Origin of the sequence: Flavobacterium sangjuense, from assembly GCF_004797125.1 — a bacterium.
GTDB lineage: Bacteria > Bacteroidota > Bacteroidia > Flavobacteriales > Flavobacteriaceae > Flavobacterium > Flavobacterium sangjuense.
The window spans coordinates 2,678,904-2,694,906 of sequence record NZ_CP038810.1 but is presented as its reverse complement, the minus strand read 5'-3'; the positions used below and the strand labels follow the sequence as shown (position 1 = coordinate 2,694,906).

Here is a 16,003-nt window from a genome sequence, read left to right as displayed (position 1 = left end):
TGTGGAGGATTTTTGGTATGTTTGGAGGAATTACTTTATTATTTTATTAATGATAGATAAAAAGAACCTTTCAGAACAAGACATCTGCTCCAAGTATGTGTTACCTGCTATACTCAAGTCGGGTTGGGATTTGCATACCCAAGTTCTTGAGCAGGTTTCATTTACTGATGGTAAAATATATGTTCGTGGAAAGTTAACAGCCAGAGGTGAAAGAAAAAGAGCTGATTTTATTCTTTACTATCAGGACAATCCTATTGCCATTGTTGAAGCTAAAGACAATAAACATTCTGTTAGAGCCGGTATTCAACAAGGTCTGAATTATGCCAGGATATTAGATATTCCAAGTGTATTTAGTAGCAATGGAGATGGATTCGTATTTCATGACAGAACTGTAACCGATGAAACTATAGAAACCGAGATTAGTTTGGATGCTTTTCCATCTCCCGAAGTTTTATGGATGAAGTACAAACATTACAAAGGGATTGTTACTCCAGAAGGTGAAAAGATAGCTTTGCAGAAATACTTTTCTGATGGCTCAGGAAGAAAACCAAGATATTACCAACAAATAGCTGTCAATAGAACTGTTGAAGCTATTGCCAACGGGCAAAATAGAATTCTTCTTGTCATGGCAACAGGAACAGGTAAAACCTATACCGCTTTCCAAATCATTCATCGTTTATGGAAAAGTGGTACTAAGAAAAGGATCTTATTTCTTGCTGACAGAAATGCCTTGATTGACCAAACTAAGCGTGGCGATTTCAAACATTTTAAAGATAAAATGACTGTAGTTAAAAATCGCATGATTGATAAGAGTTATGAGATTTATTTAGCACTTTATCAGGGATTGGCAGGAGCTGATGAAGAAGCCAATGCCTACAAACAATTCTCTCCAGAGTTTTTTGATTTGATTATAATTGATGAGTGCCACAGAGGAAGTGCTAAAGACGATAGTTCATGGCGTGAGATATTAACTTATTTCAATAAAGCTACTCATGTTGGTTTAACCGCTACACCAAAAGAAACGAAAGAAACGAGTAACACCGAATATTTTGGGGAACCAGTTTATACTTATTCCTTAAAACAAGGAATTGATGATGGGTTCTTAGCGCCATACAAAGTAATCCGAGTAGCTTTGAATGTGGATGCGGAAGGCTACCGACCTGAACAAGGTAAAACCGACAAAGATGGCAACGAAATTGAAGATAGAATATACAACCGAAAAGACTTTGACCGTAGTTTGGTAATAGATGAAAGAACAGATGTTGTTGCAAAAAAGCTAACCGAATATTTAAAAGGCTTTGACCGCTTTGCCAAAACTATTATTTTCTGTGTGGATATTGACCATGCTGAACGTATGCGTAATGCTATAGCCAGACATAATGCTGACTTGGTAGCTGAAAACTACAAATATGTAATGCAAATTACAGGCGACAATGACGAAGGTAAACGCGAATTGGACAATTTCATCAACCCTGAAGAAAAGTATCCTGTAATTGCCACAACCTCTGAATTAATGACAACCGGTGTAGATGCACAAACCTGTAAAGTCATAGTGTTGGATGCCAACATTAACTCGATGACCAAGTTCAAACAGATAGTAGGGCGAGGGACAAGAATTAACGAGGAATTCAACAAATTATACTTTACTATCATCGATTTCAGAAATGCAACCGATAATTTTGCAGACCCTGACTTTGATGGTGACCCATTACGCATAAAACCGATTACTCAAGACATAGATTTGACTACAGTTGTTGAGGAAGAAGAGCAAGAGGATAAGCCAATAATTGATGAATTAACAGGTGCCGAAATTATAATTGTTCCACCAATGGTCAGAACGGCATCTGATATTGGTGCAGATGTATATAAAGTTAGACCTAAGCAATATGTGAATGGTGTTGATGTTTCGGTTTTAGTAAGTAGAGAATTATACTTTGACCATAATGGCAAACCTATTACAACAAGTTTAAAAGACTATACTAAAAAAATCATACAAGAACAGTTCGCTTCATTGGATGATTTCTTAATAAAATGGAATAAAGCCGATAAAAAAGAAGCCATTATCAAAGAACTACAAGAGGAAGGCGTGATGGTGGAAGCCTTATATGATGCGGTTGATAAAAAAGTAGATTTGTTCGATTTGATTTGCCATGTGGCATACGACAAACCTCCATTAACTAGAAAAGAGCGCGCTAACAATGTTAAAAAGCGCAACTACTTTACTAAGTATGGAGAGCAAGCCCGCAAGGTATTGGAAACTCTATTGGATAAATATGCTGACGAAGGAGTTGAAAATATAGAAAGTATAGAAGTATTGCGGGTAAAACCTTTTGATGAGTACGGTTCGCCTATTGAAATTATCAATGAGTTTGGAAGTAAACAAAAGTATTTAGAAGCGGTAAGAGAATTAGAAAACGAATTGTATAGAAAAATTTAACATGAATGAATATGATCAATTTATCAATTTATTTTTAAATGCATTAAATAATGTAGAACAAGAATATTTTGAAACACAATATAATCAATTCTATGCTTTAAGAGAAAGACTAAAAACATATGGTCGTTTTAGAGGTCAACTATTTATAAGACATAGTGAAAGAGGATTTGCCTATGAATTATATTTCCAATTAAGAAAACTAATTGACGATCACAGAGAAAAAGAAGATTTCTTTTCAGGTTTTTTTTTGCAAGGAGAAATAAAAAAAATGGATTTGCCTGAAGTACGTAATATATATGGATATGATAGTATCGGCGGTAATCTAATCCCAGATTTACTTTTTCATATGCCTTCTCAAGATGCTAATGCTTTTGTTGTTGAAATAAAAGCACAACCAGAATTAGAAGAGGTTGAAATATTAGATGATTTAGAAAAACTTTCTAAATTTTTAAGAAATTTCAATTACCGAAAAGCAATTTTTTTAGCAGTAAATATTGATACAGAAATTGTTAATGGGTTTATTAGAAATAATCAAGTTTTATTAACTGAAATGTTTACAGAAGAAAGACTAAATGATTGTAATGTTATTACGTTACAAAATGCATATTCCGACAATATTACAAACACAACTTTACAACAGATATTAAATGAGTAACATCTCCTCCATACTAAAATCCATCCAAACTATCATGTGGCAAGACACCGGACTAAACGGTGATGCCCAACGCATTGAACAACTTGGTTGGATGTTGTTTTTAAAAATATTCTCTGACAAAGACAAAGAGCTTGAGTTGCTCGATGAGAACTACAAATCACCTATTCCAGATTTGTTTCATTGGGTAAAGGAAAAAAGCAATTGGGCAGGCGATGATGAAGGGATGACCGGAGACGAATTATTAGAATTTGTCGACCGCCAATTGTTTCCTGCGTTGCGCAATATTGATGTGAGTACCGGTAACCGTCGTGCTCTAATTGTACGAGAGGTGTTTGAAGGTAACAACAACTACATGAAAAGCGGTATCAACATTCGCAAGGTGTTGAATAAGCTAAATGAAATGGACTTTAACATCGCCAAAGACCGCCACGCTTTTGGCGAATTGTATGAAAGCATTTTAAAAGGATTGCAAAGTGCCGGTAAAAGTGGAGAGTTTTATACACCTCGTGCTATTACTTCATTTATTACCGAAATGATAAACCCACAATTGGGTGAAAAAATATTAGACCCAGCCTGTGGAACGGGTGGTTACTTGACTTGTGCTATTGAGCATTTAAGAAAGCAGGCCAATAATGTTGAGGATAACAAAAGTATTGAAGAAAACATCATGGGTTGGGAATACAAACCGCTGCCTTATTTGTTAGCTACCACCAACTTAATTTTACATGATATAGAAGTACCAAACATTCGTTTTGGCGATGCCTTAGACCAACCGCTTTCTAACTTTACCGAAAAGCATCGTGTGAATGCTATTTTAGCCAACCCTCCCTTTGGAGGTATTGTCGCCAACAACAACGAAAACAACTTCCCGCAAAACTTTAGAACCAAAGAAAGTGCTGACTTATTCCTGATTTTAATGATACACTTATTAAAACAAGGAGGTCGTGCAGGTATTGTATTGCCCGATGGTTCGTTGACCGGTGATGGCGTAAAACAACGCGTGCGTAAAAAGTTATTGGAAGAATGTAATTTACACACCATCATACGTTTGCCTAATTCTGTGTTTCAACCTTATGCCACTGTAGCTACCAATTTGTTATTTTTTACCAAGGGCACTCCAACTAAAGAAATTTGGTATTATCAACATAAATTACCCGAAGGAGCAAAAGCCTACAACAAAACCAAACCGATACAAGTCAAAGAGTTTGACCCCATAAAATATTGGTGGACTGATAGAAAAGAAAGTGATATTGCCTGGAAGGTGCCAATACAAACTATCATTGACCGAAATTACGATTTGGACATAAAAAACCCAACAAAGCAAGAGGAAACGTATGAATACAACAGCACCGAATTAATGGAGATGTTGCATACTTCTTTTGATAAAAGTAATACGTTGTTAAACCAACTTAAAGAAGCGGTGAAATAATGAATTTTAAAAAATACAAGTTAAAAGATTTAATTGATAATTTTTCTGTTAGAGCCCGAGAATACGGAGGCTCTGAAGGATTAGAATTTCTTGGTGTTAGTAATGATGATGGAATAGTTAAATCTAAATCAGCTGCTGAACATAAAGGAGAAGAATATAAAATAATTGAAAAAGGTTGTTTTGCCTATAATCCCTATCGTATCAATATTGGTTCTATCGCTTACCATAATGAAGATATTAAAGGATTAATAAGTCCTGCCTATGTTGTTTTTAAAACTAAACCAAATTCTATCAAAGATAATCTTCTTTTTAAATTTTTAAAATCTTCTGAAGGATTAAGACAAATACGATTTCATGGTAGAGGAACGGTAAGACAAGCTCTCCGTTTTGAAGACTTGTGCAAAATTGAAATATCAATACCAACTTATGAAGAACAAGAAAAATTAATTTCATCAATCGAAAAAACAGAAATTGAAAGTAATATAATCTCATCCGAACTCACTCACCAACTCGACCTTATCAAACAACTGCGTCAAGCGTTTTTACGTGAAGCGATGCAAGGAAAACTTTGTCAGGCTGACTCTGTCAAAGCCAATGAAACAGGCCAACATCTCCTTGAAAAAATAAAAGCCGAAAAAGCGAACCTGATTACCGACAAAAAACTCAAAAAAGAAAAAGAGTTACAAACAATTACTACGGATGAAATTCCTTTTGAAATTCCTAAAAATTGGGCTTGGTGTAGATTGGGAGATACTGGTAATTTAAAAAGAGGTAAGTCAAAACATCGTCCAAGAAACGATGAAGAATTATTTATAGGAGGAACAATACCGTTTATACAAACTGGTGATGTATCTAAAGCTAAATATAATAATGACTTAATAACAACCATTAATGGTTATTACAATGATTTTGGTTTAAAACAAAGTGAACTACAAAATAAAGGAACATTATGCATAACAATTGCAGCAAATATTGCTGAATGTGGTTTCTTAGATTTTGATGCGTGCCTACCAGATAGTATTGTTTGCTACTTAGCTATTGATAAAATAATAGAGAAATATGTTTATTATTATCTGAAAACTGCAAAAGATGAATTAGAAAGATTTGCACCAGCAACTGCTCAAAAAAATATAAACTTAGGTATACTTAATGATCTAAAAATTCCATTTCCGCCACTCCACGAACAAGAGCAAATTGTAACCAAACTAGAAGAGTTAATGACGTTTTGTGTTGGGCTAGAGCAAAGTATCAAGGAGAGTCAAGGGTATAATGAAATGTTGTTACAGCAGGTTTTGAGAGAGGCATTGCAACAACCAAAAGACGAATCAAAAGTTATTGTCTTAAAAAGCAGAAAAATAGAGCAACCCTTAAAAACAATACTAGGAGGTCATATCATTAACCAATGTAACACTACAGATTTTGGTAGGGTTAAATTTCAAAAACTATTATACTTAACGGAGTATTTCTGCAAAATAGATTTTGATTCTCATTATGTAAAAAAAGCTGCTGGTCCTTATGACGAGAATTTGATAAAAAAAATTGAAGCCGATTTTAATCGTATGAGATTTTTCAATGTAATTCAAGATAGGACAGATACAAAAAGAGTCCATTATACGGCATTACCTGCAGCAAGTCAAATCAATACTATATTTTTAGAAAATTTCAATGAGGAATCAGTGAAAATAAATAACTTATTGATGAAGTTAAGACCATTAAGTTGGGAAGAATGTGAAGTACTAGCCACCATATATGCTGTATGGAATAATCGACTTATTAAAGGTGAACCTATTGAGGATAGCATATTATATAATGATTTTATGGCTTGGGATGCTCAAAAGATTAAATACAAAAGTATCTTCCACAAAAAATTATTTTGGATGAAAGAAGAAAATATTATCCCTGATGGTTGGGGTAAGTATGTGGATAAACCGGACAAAAAAATGGCATAGCATGACAAACCTCTGGAAACAAAAAGACATTCCTCACAAAGGCTGGGCATTGATAGATGTTATAGATGTTCGTGAAGATAATCAACCGGAGGATGAAACAGAATATGAATCTTGTATGATGTGCGGTAATGAACGTATTCGTTATGTTCATATTGTTGAACATTCACAATTTGGAGATATACTCAGGGTAGGTTGTGTTTGTGCTGAGAACATGACTAGTGATTATCTCAATCCAAGAAAATTAGAACAAAAATTACGGAATAGAGCTGCCAGAAGAACTACATGGAAAAAGAAAGAATGGAAATTCAGCATAAAAGGAAATCGCTATCTCAAAATTGATGGTCACATAATTACAATTTTCAGAGATAAAAAAACTAATAAATACAAAGTGTGTATTGACAGCACTTTTGGAAGAAAGGAATTCGACACCTTAGATGAATCAAAAACAGCGGCATTTAATGGCATTGAATATTTTAAAGACCATGAGGAGTGGTAGAGTTAGTTGTAATTAATAATACATAATAAAAATGATTTGATTTTGTTGTAATAAGTTTTTTAAGATAGTTGCAACAAAAAAGTTTAATTAAAAAAAATAGAAGAGATGGATTTATCGCAAGTATATTCTTTAAGAACAGATTTTACAATCATTGGACTAACCGGCAGAACGGGTTCAGGTTGTAGTATGATTTCTAATATGCTAACAAATGATTTTGAAGTTTTAAAAAAAGGAGGTTTAAGAGACCCTTTAAGCAGCATAGATTTTGATGATCCAGTGTTTCAAAGAAAATATCAAATAAGTTATAACTATCTTTCTCATCCAGATAATTGGTCAAAGTTTGATTGTATTAATTATAAAGATGTTTTGTTGTTTATAATACTTAAAAAAATCGGAAAAACAGCTGATTTACTTAAACCTTCTTTATCAAAACATTATAAAGAAATCAAAGGTGAAAACAACACTAAAATTGTTGAAGATTTACTACAAGAGTTGAACAAGATATTAAACAGTTCAAAAAACTCATCTATAGTAAATAAGTTCATAGTAATCCATAACACAAAGATTAGTACTTTAAAATCAAAAACAAGTTTATTAAACTTAAATGATATTTTTTTTAGTGATGAATTCAGAAGTATTAGTTTAGAGTTTTTTGATGCATTGGAGAAATTTGGATATTCAAGGCGAACAAAATTTCTTCACCACATAGCATGTAATTTGAGAGGTCATGGACAACTTAAAGAAGGTAAGAACTATGATATTAAACATATTTATACGATTGTAGAAATAATAAATAGATTAATTAAAGCTCGAAGATTATATAATACAGAACAAAAGAATACAAAAACTAAAGTTGTCATTGACTCATTAAGAAATTCATTAGAAATAATGTTTTTTAAAGAAAGGTATTCTGGGTTCTATTTGATTGCGACCAAAGATGTACTAGGCAATTCAAGAGCTAGAGTTGAAGATCGACTAAGGGTTAAAAAATATAGTGAAACTGAAATTGGAAACATAACAAAGTTCTTATTCAGATTAGATGAGGTTGAATATAAAACGAATGATTTTAATGTTGGTGAATTTTCATCCCCTGATGTTGAAAATTGTATTCAAAAAAGCGATTATCATATAATAAATTTAAAATTAACAGATTTAAATAACCCACGATTTCAGAAAAATACTTTCTTTACAAGAGAGGAGCAATTAATGAAATTGTTATCATTAATAATGCAGCCTGGTATAATTACTCCAAGTGCTGTTGAGCGATGTATGCAAATAGCTAATACAGCTAAATTAAACTCTGGGTGCATTTCAAGAAAAGTTGGTGCGGTTATTACAGATTCAAATTATGTTGTAAGGTCAATTGGTTGGAACGATGTGGCAAAGGGTCAAACACCTTGTAATTTAAGAAATGTAGAAAATTTTTCCCAAAAACAGAAGACCTAAAAAATCAACATTACAGTAATTTTGAGCGTAGTGAAGATTTATCTGAAGGTATTGATTATAAATATAAAGATAAAGACCCTTTTACCTTTAAAAATGCAATGTTAGATTATTATAAAGATTATGATAAAGCTAAATTGAAAGGTAAAAATTGTTCTTTTTGCTTCAAAACAGTACATAATAAATATGAGAATGAAAAGAATCAAGTTCACACAAGATCTTTGCATGCTGAAGAGAATGCAATGCTGCAAATTACTAAAAGCGGAGGTATTGGTGTAAATAAAGGCATACTCTTTACAACAGCTAGTCCATGTGAACTTTGCTCAAAAAAAGCATATCAATTAGGTATAAGTAAAATTTTTTATATAGATCCCTATCCAGGTATAGCTGAAGATCAGATATTAAAAAGCGGTATTGAAGAGACCAAACCAATCGTTTATATATTTTCTGGTGCTGTTGGTTCAGTATATAATAGACTTTATGAAACATTCTTGTCCTATAAAGATGAAATGTCTTTGACTTTGAAATAGCATATGAACAGATTAATCATCATAGGCAACGGTTTTGATTTAGCTCATGGGATAAAGACGAGTTATAAAGATTTTATTGCTGATTATTTTAGTGACGCTATAAATAGTATCTATCTTTCAAGACCCTATGAAGATGAACTGATACAAATTAATGTCAAACAAAATCAATATTACTACCCTGACCCTTTGAATAAAATTACCTCGAAGAATTCATTAGATTTTATAAATAAAATTTTAACAAGTAACCCTATATTTTCTATGCAATTCAAGTCTGGATTATTAAAAAACTCTTTTAATCAGATTGAAAAAATGAACTGGGTTGATTTAGAAATTGAATATTTTAGCACCTTATTAGCCACTAGACATGCTTTTAAAAACAACAATCAATTAGCAGAAATTCAAAAAGTAAATAAGCAATTGGATTATTTAAAAGAAAAACTAATTGATTATTTAAAAGAACAGCAACTCACATTTTTTAATAATTATAAAAAAAAGCCTTTAGTTGATTGTTTTACTGAAAGAATACATACTTATGAAGTTGTCACTACTGAGTTAGAAGAAGATCAATTGCCAAAAAATCTTTTTTTCTTGAACTTTAATTACACTGATACCTTTGAAGTTTACTACGATGCCTGTAGAAAAAAAATCCCTTCGGATTTAGATTATATTCACGGTGATTTAGGTGGTACTCATGGTCAACCCATATTTGGTTTTGGAGATGAATTAGATAAAAACTATTTAGAGTTTGAAGATGAAAGAAACAATGAATTATTTAAGCACATCAAATCCTTTGAGTATTTAAAAAACAAAAACTACTATCGGTTGATACGATTTCTAGAATCAGATGATTATCAGGTTCAGATTTATGGACACTCTTGCGGACTATCAGACAGAACCATGCTAAATCAAATATTTGAACATGACAATTGTAAGTCTATAAAAATATTTTATCATCAACGGGAAGATGGTACTAATGACTATACTGAAAAGACCTATGAAATATCACGCCATTTTAAAGACAAAGGAATGATGCGGAAGAAAGTAGTGCCATTTGATTATTCAAGAGCTATGCCGCAGCCAAAGTTATAATATCTTTCCTTGTTCCCGCACGACCCGAACCCAATCGCGGAACTGTGCATAGCAAATTCTTTCGTATTTTGCCGGAAATAATCATCATTAAACACAAATAAAGCACTTACTGATGGCTATTTCCGGCAAAATATATTTAGTAATAAGATAAAGAATTAAAACTACCAATTGAGCATAATAAAAGCATCCTAAAATAACAATAAAAAGTTATATTTGTGTTATACAAATAGCATCGCTATTCACTATGAGACACCAATTAGACGCCAAAGACCTGGCCATATTAGAAATACTGCAACAAGATTCGACCATTTCGGTAAAAGAAATTGGAGAACGCGTAGGGCTTTCGTTTACGCCTACTTATGAAAGAATAAAGAACCTTGAAAAAGACAAGGTGGTATTGAAGTATGTCGCCTTGGTCGATCGGTTTAAAATTGGAATGCAAATCGTCGTGTATTGCAATATCACACTCAAAGAACAATCCAAACAAGCGCTGAGTGATTTCGAAAAAACCATTATCGCAATTCCGCAAGTGCAGGAAGTCATCAGTCTTTCTGGTAATTATGATTATATGCTCAAGATTATCGCCGAAGACATCACTTCTTATAATACTTTTGTGGTAGATGTGATTTCGAATATCAAAAATATCGGTCAATACCACAGCAGTATAGTTTTGAACGAAGCAAAAAAAGAAACGGCTTATACTTTTCCTATTAAATAAATTGGGCTTTAATTTCGTTAAAAGAAGCTATAATCTGTTCGTTTCCTAAATTACCAATGCTTCCAACATGGCTGTGTTGCAAATTATAATTTGGTTCAAACAAATCACTTTCAATAGTTAAGCCAATGTTTTTATACGCTTCTCTAAATGGAATACCGTCTACTACTTGTTGGTTCACATTTTCCACACTAAACATATAATCGTATTTCGGATCTTTGACGATATCGGTTTTGATTTCGATGTGTTGTAACATAAAATCGAACATAATCAAACAATCTTTCAACGACTGAATCGCCGGAAACAAACCTTCCTTAGTCAACTGAAAGTCTCTGTGGTAACCCGATGGCAAATTGTTCGTCAGCAAAATTAACTCATTTGGCAACGCCTGAATTCTGTTAGTTCGCGCTCTGATGATTTCAAAAACATCGGGATTCTTTTTGTGTGGCATAATGCTGCTGCCGGTAGTCAACGTATCCGGAAAAGCAATGAACCCAAAGTTTTGATTGAGATACAAGCACATATCATAGGCAAACTTGTTAAGCGTAGCTGCAATGCCAGACATCGCCATAGCCAATACTTTCTCCGATTTTCCTCTGGTCATTTGAGCATAAACCGAATTGACATTCAGCGTTTTAAATCCCAACAAATCAGCGGTCAATTGTCTGTCCAAAGGAAACGAACTTCCATAACCCGCACCGGAACCTAACGGACTTTTATTGGTCACATTATAAGCTGCCAATAACAATTCCATATCATCAACCAAACTCTCGGCATAAGCACCAAACCAAAGTCCAAAAGACGATGGCATCGCAATTTGCAAATGCGTATAACCCGGAAGCAAAGTTTCTTTGTGTTGGTTACTTAATTGAATCAATGTATTAAATACGGTTTCTGTCTGTCCAAGGATGTTTTTAATTTCCGACTTTAAATACAATTTCAAATCAGTCAACACTTGGTCATTTCTCGAACGACCACTGTGGATTTTCTTGCCGGCCTCACCAATTCTTTGAATCAGTAAATGCTCCACCTGAGAATGAATGTCTTCAATGCCTTCTTCAATGCTAAAATTTCCTTGAGCTATTTCGATTAAAATATTTTTGAGTTCGATTTCTATGGTTTTCCATTCTTCATTAGTTAATAAACCAATGGAATGCAACATTTCGCAATGCGCTAACGAACCCAACACATCAAACTCCGCCAGGACATAATCAAAGGCGACATCATTGCCCACAGTAAACTTCTCGACAATTGCCGAATGTGCTGCTCCCGAACCTTCAGGATTGCTTGCTGTTTTTTGCCATATTTTAGTTGCCATGGTTATAGAATTTGCATTAAAATAGTTTTATAAATCTCGAGGGCTTCTTTGATTTCGGCCACATAAATAAATTCGTCACTGCTGTGCGAACGGGTTGATAAACCCGGACCCATTTTTAATGACGGACAAGGAATTACCGCTTGATCGGAAGACGTTGGCGAACCATAGTACGTTCTGCCCAATTGCAATCCGGCTTGTACAAACGGATGCGTTAACGGTATCGATGACGAATTCAATCGCAAAGAACGTGCTGTTACTTCACTGCTGATATTTTCTTTGATGATGTTGAAAACTTCAGTATTAGAATATTGTTCTGTCGTTCTCACATCTACCGTAAACTGACAAGAATCGGGCACGACATTGTGTTGCGAACCGCTATTAATAATAGTTACCGTCATTTTAACTTCGCCTAACAAATCCGATACTTTTTCGAAATGGTAATTATTGAACCAATTGATGTCTTTTATCGCATTCAAAATTGCATTGTCAGGATTCGGATGTGCAGCGTGCGATGATGTTCCTTTGGCTACACAATCTAAAACCAACAATCCTTTTTCGGCTATCGCTAAATTCATTTCTGTTGGTTCGCCGACGATAGCAAAATCGATATTCCCCAATTGGCTATAAATCGATTCCACACCATTGATTCCTGAGATTTCTTCTTCGGCTGTAGCGGTCAAAATAATGTTGTATTTCATATTGGGCTTGTCCCAAAAATATAAAAATGTCGCTATCAAACTTACCAAAGCACCGCCTGCATCATTGCTTCCTAAACCATATAACTTGCCATCTTTTTCAATGGGTTCAAATGGATTCAACGTATAACCGGAATTTGGTTTAACAGTATCGTGATGTGAATTGAGTAAAATAGTAGGTTTCGATGCATCATAAAATTGATTATACGCCCAAACATTATTCATGACTCTGTGTGTTGGCACACCAAAATCTTCCAAAAACTGTTGGATACAATCCGCGGTTTTATCTTCGCTTTTGCTCAAAGATGGAATCGCAATCAACTCCTTTAAAAGACTGAAAGCCGATTGAAATAAATCAGTTGTAGTGTTATTGAATACTTGTTCCTTCATGGGTTTTGTTGTTGATAAATCCTGATATATTTTTGGCATTGATGATGCCTATTTTGCCAACTTTTTGTTCCAATGCCTGAAAACAGTTTTCTAATTTCGGCAACATGCCTTTGCTGATAACGCCTTCGCTTTTTAACGTCTGAAACATATTCCAATCCAATACCGGAATGACCGAATTCTCGTCTTCAGGATGATACAAAACACCGTTTTTTTCGAAACAATAAATCAGTTGGGTGTCAAAAGTTCGAGACAAACTCACCGCAATGGTATTGGCAATTGAATCGGCATTAGTGTTCAATAATTGCCCGTTGCCGTCGTGCGTGATGGCGCTAATCACCGGAGTAATTCCGAGTTGCAATAACTGTTTTAAAAAAGCAATGTTGATTCCATCTGGTTTTACATCGCCTACGAACCCAAAGTCGATTGGCTCCGGATTTCGTTTAGTCGTTTGAATTAAATTGGCATCCGCACCCGATAATCCGATGCTGTTTCGCTTGTGTTTTTGTAATAACGCTACTATGTTTTTATTGATATAACCGGCATAAACCATCGTTGCAATCTTTAAAGTTTGTGCATTGGTTACTCTTCTGCCGTCAATCATTTCTTGCGGAATGTTTAAATCGGTTGCCAAATCGGTTGCCAATTTTCCGCCGCCGTGTACTAAAATAAAAGGTTCATTAAGTGTAGCCAAAGCATACAAAAACTCCTCTAATTGAAGTTCGTCATCTATAATGTTCCCGCCAATTTTAATGATGTTAAGCTTTTTCATTTCCTTTTACTATTTTTTCCAAAATGACTTGCGCCGCAAACGTTCTGTTGTTGGCTTGCTCGTAGATTAAGGAGTTCTCACTGTCTAAAACTTCATCGCTTACTTCCACATTTCTTCTTACCGGAAGACAATGCATTATTTTGGCGTTATTGGTTACTTCTAATTTTTCATTGGTCAATAACCAATCTTCATTCACAGGTACTACTTGTCCGTAATCTTCAAAAGAAGACCAGTTTTTTACATACACAAAATCAGCATCTTGCAAAGCCTTTTGTTGGTTGTGCTCGATGGTAGCTTTTTGGGAAAATTGGGTGTCTAATTCATACCCTTTTGGATGCGTAATGACAAACTCAAAATCCGTTTTGTTCATCCATTGCGCAAAAGAATTTCCCACTGCCTGTGGAATAGATTTGATGTGTGGCGCCCAGGTAAGGACGACTTTTGGTTTTTTATCATAAGGCAAATGTTCTGCTATCGTAATACAATCGGCCAAACTCTGCAATGGATGCAAAGTCGCCGATTCCAAAGAAATTACAGGAACGCTTGCATATTTTTCGAATAATGAAAATATCTTTTCTGAAACATCTTCTTCTTTATTGGTCAAACCTGCAAAACATCTCAAACCGATGATGTCACAATACTGACTCAGTACGTTTGCGGCATCTTTGATATGTTCAACCGTCGAGCCATTCATGATGGCGCCCTCTTCAAATTCCCAGGTCCAGGCTTCCTGAGCTGCATTTAAAACGATGGTATTTAAACCTAAGTTTTGAGCGGCTTTTTGCGTACTCAGTCTCGTTCTCAGACTGGAATTTAAAAATACCAAACCAAGCGTTTTGCCTTTTCCTATATCACTTTTTAGCAAAGGAGATTTTTTAATGTCAATAGCATCTTGTACTAAAGCATCTAAATCCGTAACATCATCAGCGGAGAAAAATCTTTTCATATCGTTACTAATTTAGATTGCGAAATGGTTTTGAAGGCTTTGATAAATAAATCCAATTCGGCTTTGGTAATAGTTAAAGCCGGAAGAATTCGCAACGTATTCGGACAGGAAGCATTTCCGGTTAGGATTTTAAAGTCCTGCAACAATTGGTTTCTGAATGGAGCGCAAGGCGTTTTTAATTCGATGCCAAACATCAAGCCCTGGTATCTGATTTCCGCAATGTTTTCGTCATCTTTTAATTGCTCGAATAAATAATCGCCGGCTTCGATGGCGTTCTGCATTAAATTTTCCGATGCAAGGACTTCCAAAACCGCTTTCGAAGCAGCACAAGCCAAATAATTTCCACCAAAAGTTGTCCCGAGCAAACCGTGTTTGGCTTTAATCTCAGGTGAAATCAATACGCCGCCAACCGGAAATCCGTTACCCATCCCTTTGGCAACCGTGATAATATCAGCTTTGATATTCGCGTGTTGGTGTGCAAAAAACTTTCCTGTTCTTCCGTAACCGGATTGGATTTCGTCGCAAATAAAAACAGCCTCATTTTTATCACATAGGCTTCTGATTTTTTGTAAAAAAGAAACTTCCGGAATCTGAACACCTGCAACACCCTGAATACCTTCGATGATTACGGAGGAAATTTCGTTGTTTGCAAAAGCTTCCTCCAATAGTGTTGTGTTGTTGAAAGGAACAAAAATAAAATTGTCGGTTTCGTTGACCGGCGCGATGATACTCTTGTTGTCGGTTGCTGCTACTGCAGCGGCAGTTCGGCCATGAAAAGCTTTGGTGAAGCAGATGTTCTTTTTTCTTCCGGTGTGGAATGAGGCAAGTTTTATTGCGTTTTCGTTGGCTTCGGCACCCGAATTACACATAAAAAAGTTGTAATCGTTGTAACCGCTGATTTTCCCTAATAATGCTGCAACTTCTTCCTGAATTGGAATTTTAACCGAATTGGAATAAAAGCCAATATTTTGCAATTGCTCAGTCACTTTGTTGACATAAAAAGGATGACTGTGGCCAATAGAAATTACGGCATGACCACCGTATAAATCTAAGTATTTTTCGTTTTTGTCGGTCCAAACGTAACTGCCTTCCGCTTTCACGAAGTTCAGATCGAATAATGGATATACATCAAATAATTTCAT

General features: G+C 34.8%; 14 protein-coding genes. 9 read left to right on the top strand and 5 right to left on the bottom strand.

Going from position 1 to position 16,003, the window contains the following annotated elements; genetic code table 11:
• Positions 1-52: 52 nt before the first annotated feature.
• The 9 genes from hsdR to GS03_RS11690 all read left to right on the top strand — a co-directional run bounded on the left by hsdR (position 53) and on the right by GS03_RS11690 (position 10,746).
• Positions 53-2,437: an EcoAI/FtnUII family type I restriction enzme subunit R gene (hsdR, locus tag GS03_RS11730; RefSeq protein ID WP_210726632.1), complete on the top strand. Its 2,385-nt coding sequence runs from the start codon at positions 53-55 to the stop codon at positions 2,435-2,437.
• Between the two features lies 1 nt (position 2,438).
• Positions 2,439-3,092, top strand: coding sequence for a hypothetical protein (locus GS03_RS11725; protein WP_136152732.1), 654 nt, complete (start codon positions 2,439-2,441; stop codon positions 3,090-3,092).
• Positions 3,085-4,521 (top strand): class I SAM-dependent DNA methyltransferase, encoded by a 1,437-nt coding sequence (locus tag GS03_RS11720; RefSeq protein WP_136152731.1) that lies wholly within the window; start codon positions 3,085-3,087, stop codon positions 4,519-4,521. Before GS03_RS11725 ends, GS03_RS11720 begins: the two co-directional genes overlap by 8 nt.
• Complete coding sequence (locus tag GS03_RS11715) at positions 4,521-6,470, top strand: restriction endonuclease subunit S (protein WP_136152730.1); 1,950 nt, start codon at positions 4,521-4,523, stop codon at positions 6,468-6,470. Before GS03_RS11720 ends, GS03_RS11715 begins: the two co-directional genes overlap by 1 nt.
• 1 nt (position 6,471) lies before the next feature.
• Positions 6,472-6,966, top strand: a complete 495-nt coding sequence (locus GS03_RS11710; RefSeq protein ID WP_210726614.1) for a hypothetical protein — start codon at positions 6,472-6,474, stop codon at positions 6,964-6,966.
• Between the two features lie 105 nt (positions 6,967-7,071).
• On the top strand, positions 7,072-8,412 hold the full coding sequence (locus GS03_RS11705) for a cytidine/deoxycytidylate deaminase family protein (RefSeq protein WP_136152729.1): 1,341 nt from the start codon (positions 7,072-7,074) through the stop codon (positions 8,410-8,412).
• Between the two features lie 98 nt (positions 8,413-8,510).
• On the top strand, positions 8,511-8,939 hold the full coding sequence (locus GS03_RS11700; RefSeq protein ID WP_136152728.1) for a cytidine/deoxycytidylate deaminase family protein: 429 nt from the start codon (positions 8,511-8,513) through the stop codon (positions 8,937-8,939).
• A gap of 3 nt (positions 8,940-8,942) precedes the next feature.
• On the top strand, positions 8,943-10,028 hold the full coding sequence (locus GS03_RS11695; protein ID WP_136152727.1) for an AbiH family protein: 1,086 nt from the start codon (positions 8,943-8,945) through the stop codon (positions 10,026-10,028).
• Positions 10,029-10,272: 244 nt separating this feature from the next.
• Positions 10,273-10,746: an Lrp/AsnC family transcriptional regulator gene (locus GS03_RS11690; RefSeq protein ID WP_136152726.1), complete on the top strand. Its 474-nt coding sequence runs from the start codon at positions 10,273-10,275 to the stop codon at positions 10,744-10,746.
• Here the strand turns inward: GS03_RS11690 and argH are convergent.
• Genes argH through GS03_RS11665 form a run of 5 tightly spaced genes read right to left on the bottom strand, consistent with a single transcriptional unit; the run spans position 10,739 to position 16,003 of the window.
• Positions 10,739-12,061 (bottom strand): argininosuccinate lyase, encoded by a 1,323-nt coding sequence (gene argH / locus GS03_RS11685; RefSeq protein ID WP_136152725.1) that lies wholly within the window; start codon positions 12,059-12,061, stop codon positions 10,739-10,741. The genes GS03_RS11690 and argH overlap by 8 nt on opposite strands.
• A gap of 2 nt (positions 12,062-12,063) precedes the next feature.
• Entirely contained in the window at positions 12,064-13,146 is a 1,083-nt protein-coding gene (locus GS03_RS11680) for a M20 family metallo-hydrolase (protein WP_136152724.1), read from the bottom strand.
• Positions 13,124-13,915 (bottom strand): acetylglutamate kinase, encoded by a 792-nt coding sequence (gene argB / locus GS03_RS11675; RefSeq protein WP_136152723.1) that lies wholly within the window; start codon positions 13,913-13,915, stop codon positions 13,124-13,126. The genes GS03_RS11680 and argB overlap by 23 nt, the downstream gene beginning before the upstream one ends.
• Positions 13,902-14,861, bottom strand: a complete 960-nt coding sequence (locus GS03_RS11670) for an N-acetylornithine carbamoyltransferase (RefSeq protein WP_136152722.1) — start codon at positions 14,859-14,861, stop codon at positions 13,902-13,904. The genes argB and GS03_RS11670 overlap by 14 nt, the downstream gene beginning before the upstream one ends.
• Entirely contained in the window at positions 14,858-16,003 is a 1,146-nt protein-coding gene (locus tag GS03_RS11665) for an aspartate aminotransferase family protein (RefSeq protein WP_136152721.1), read from the bottom strand. Before GS03_RS11665 ends, GS03_RS11670 begins: the two co-directional genes overlap by 4 nt.

Bases quoted from the DNA above. Each gene is read 5' to 3' on its own strand.
- GS03_RS11725 (WP_136152732.1), top strand. From the start codon at position 2,439: ATGAATGAATATGATCAATTTATCAATTTATTTTTAAATGCATTAAAT.
- GS03_RS11720 (WP_136152731.1), top strand. From the start codon at position 3,085: ATGAGTAACATCTCCTCCATACTAAAATCCATCCAAACTATCATGTGG.
- GS03_RS11715 (WP_136152730.1), top strand. From the start codon at position 4,521: ATGAATTTTAAAAAATACAAGTTAAAAGATTTAATTGATAATTTTTCT.
- GS03_RS11710 (WP_210726614.1), top strand. From the start codon at position 6,472: ATGACAAACCTCTGGAAACAAAAAGACATTCCTCACAAAGGCTGGGCA.
- GS03_RS11705 (WP_136152729.1), top strand. From the start codon at position 7,072: ATGGATTTATCGCAAGTATATTCTTTAAGAACAGATTTTACAATCATT.
- GS03_RS11700 (WP_136152728.1), top strand. From the start codon at position 8,511: ATGTTAGATTATTATAAAGATTATGATAAAGCTAAATTGAAAGGTAAA.
- GS03_RS11695 (WP_136152727.1), top strand. From the start codon at position 8,943: ATGAACAGATTAATCATCATAGGCAACGGTTTTGATTTAGCTCATGGG.
- GS03_RS11690 (WP_136152726.1), top strand. From the start codon at position 10,273: ATGAGACACCAATTAGACGCCAAAGACCTGGCCATATTAGAAATACTG.
- argH (WP_136152725.1), bottom strand. From the start codon at position 12,061: ATGGCAACTAAAATATGGCAAAAAACAGCAAGCAATCCTGAAGGTTCG.
- GS03_RS11680 (WP_136152724.1), bottom strand. From the start codon at position 13,146: ATGAAGGAACAAGTATTCAATAACACTACAACTGATTTATTTCAATCG.
- argB (WP_136152723.1), bottom strand. From the start codon at position 13,915: ATGAAAAAGCTTAACATCATTAAAATTGGCGGGAACATTATAGATGAC.
- GS03_RS11670 (WP_136152722.1), bottom strand. From the start codon at position 14,861: ATGAAAAGATTTTTCTCCGCTGATGATGTTACGGATTTAGATGCTTTA.
- GS03_RS11665 (WP_136152721.1), bottom strand. From the start codon at position 16,003: ATGAAATTATTTGATGTATATCCATTATTCGATCTGAACTTCGTGAAA.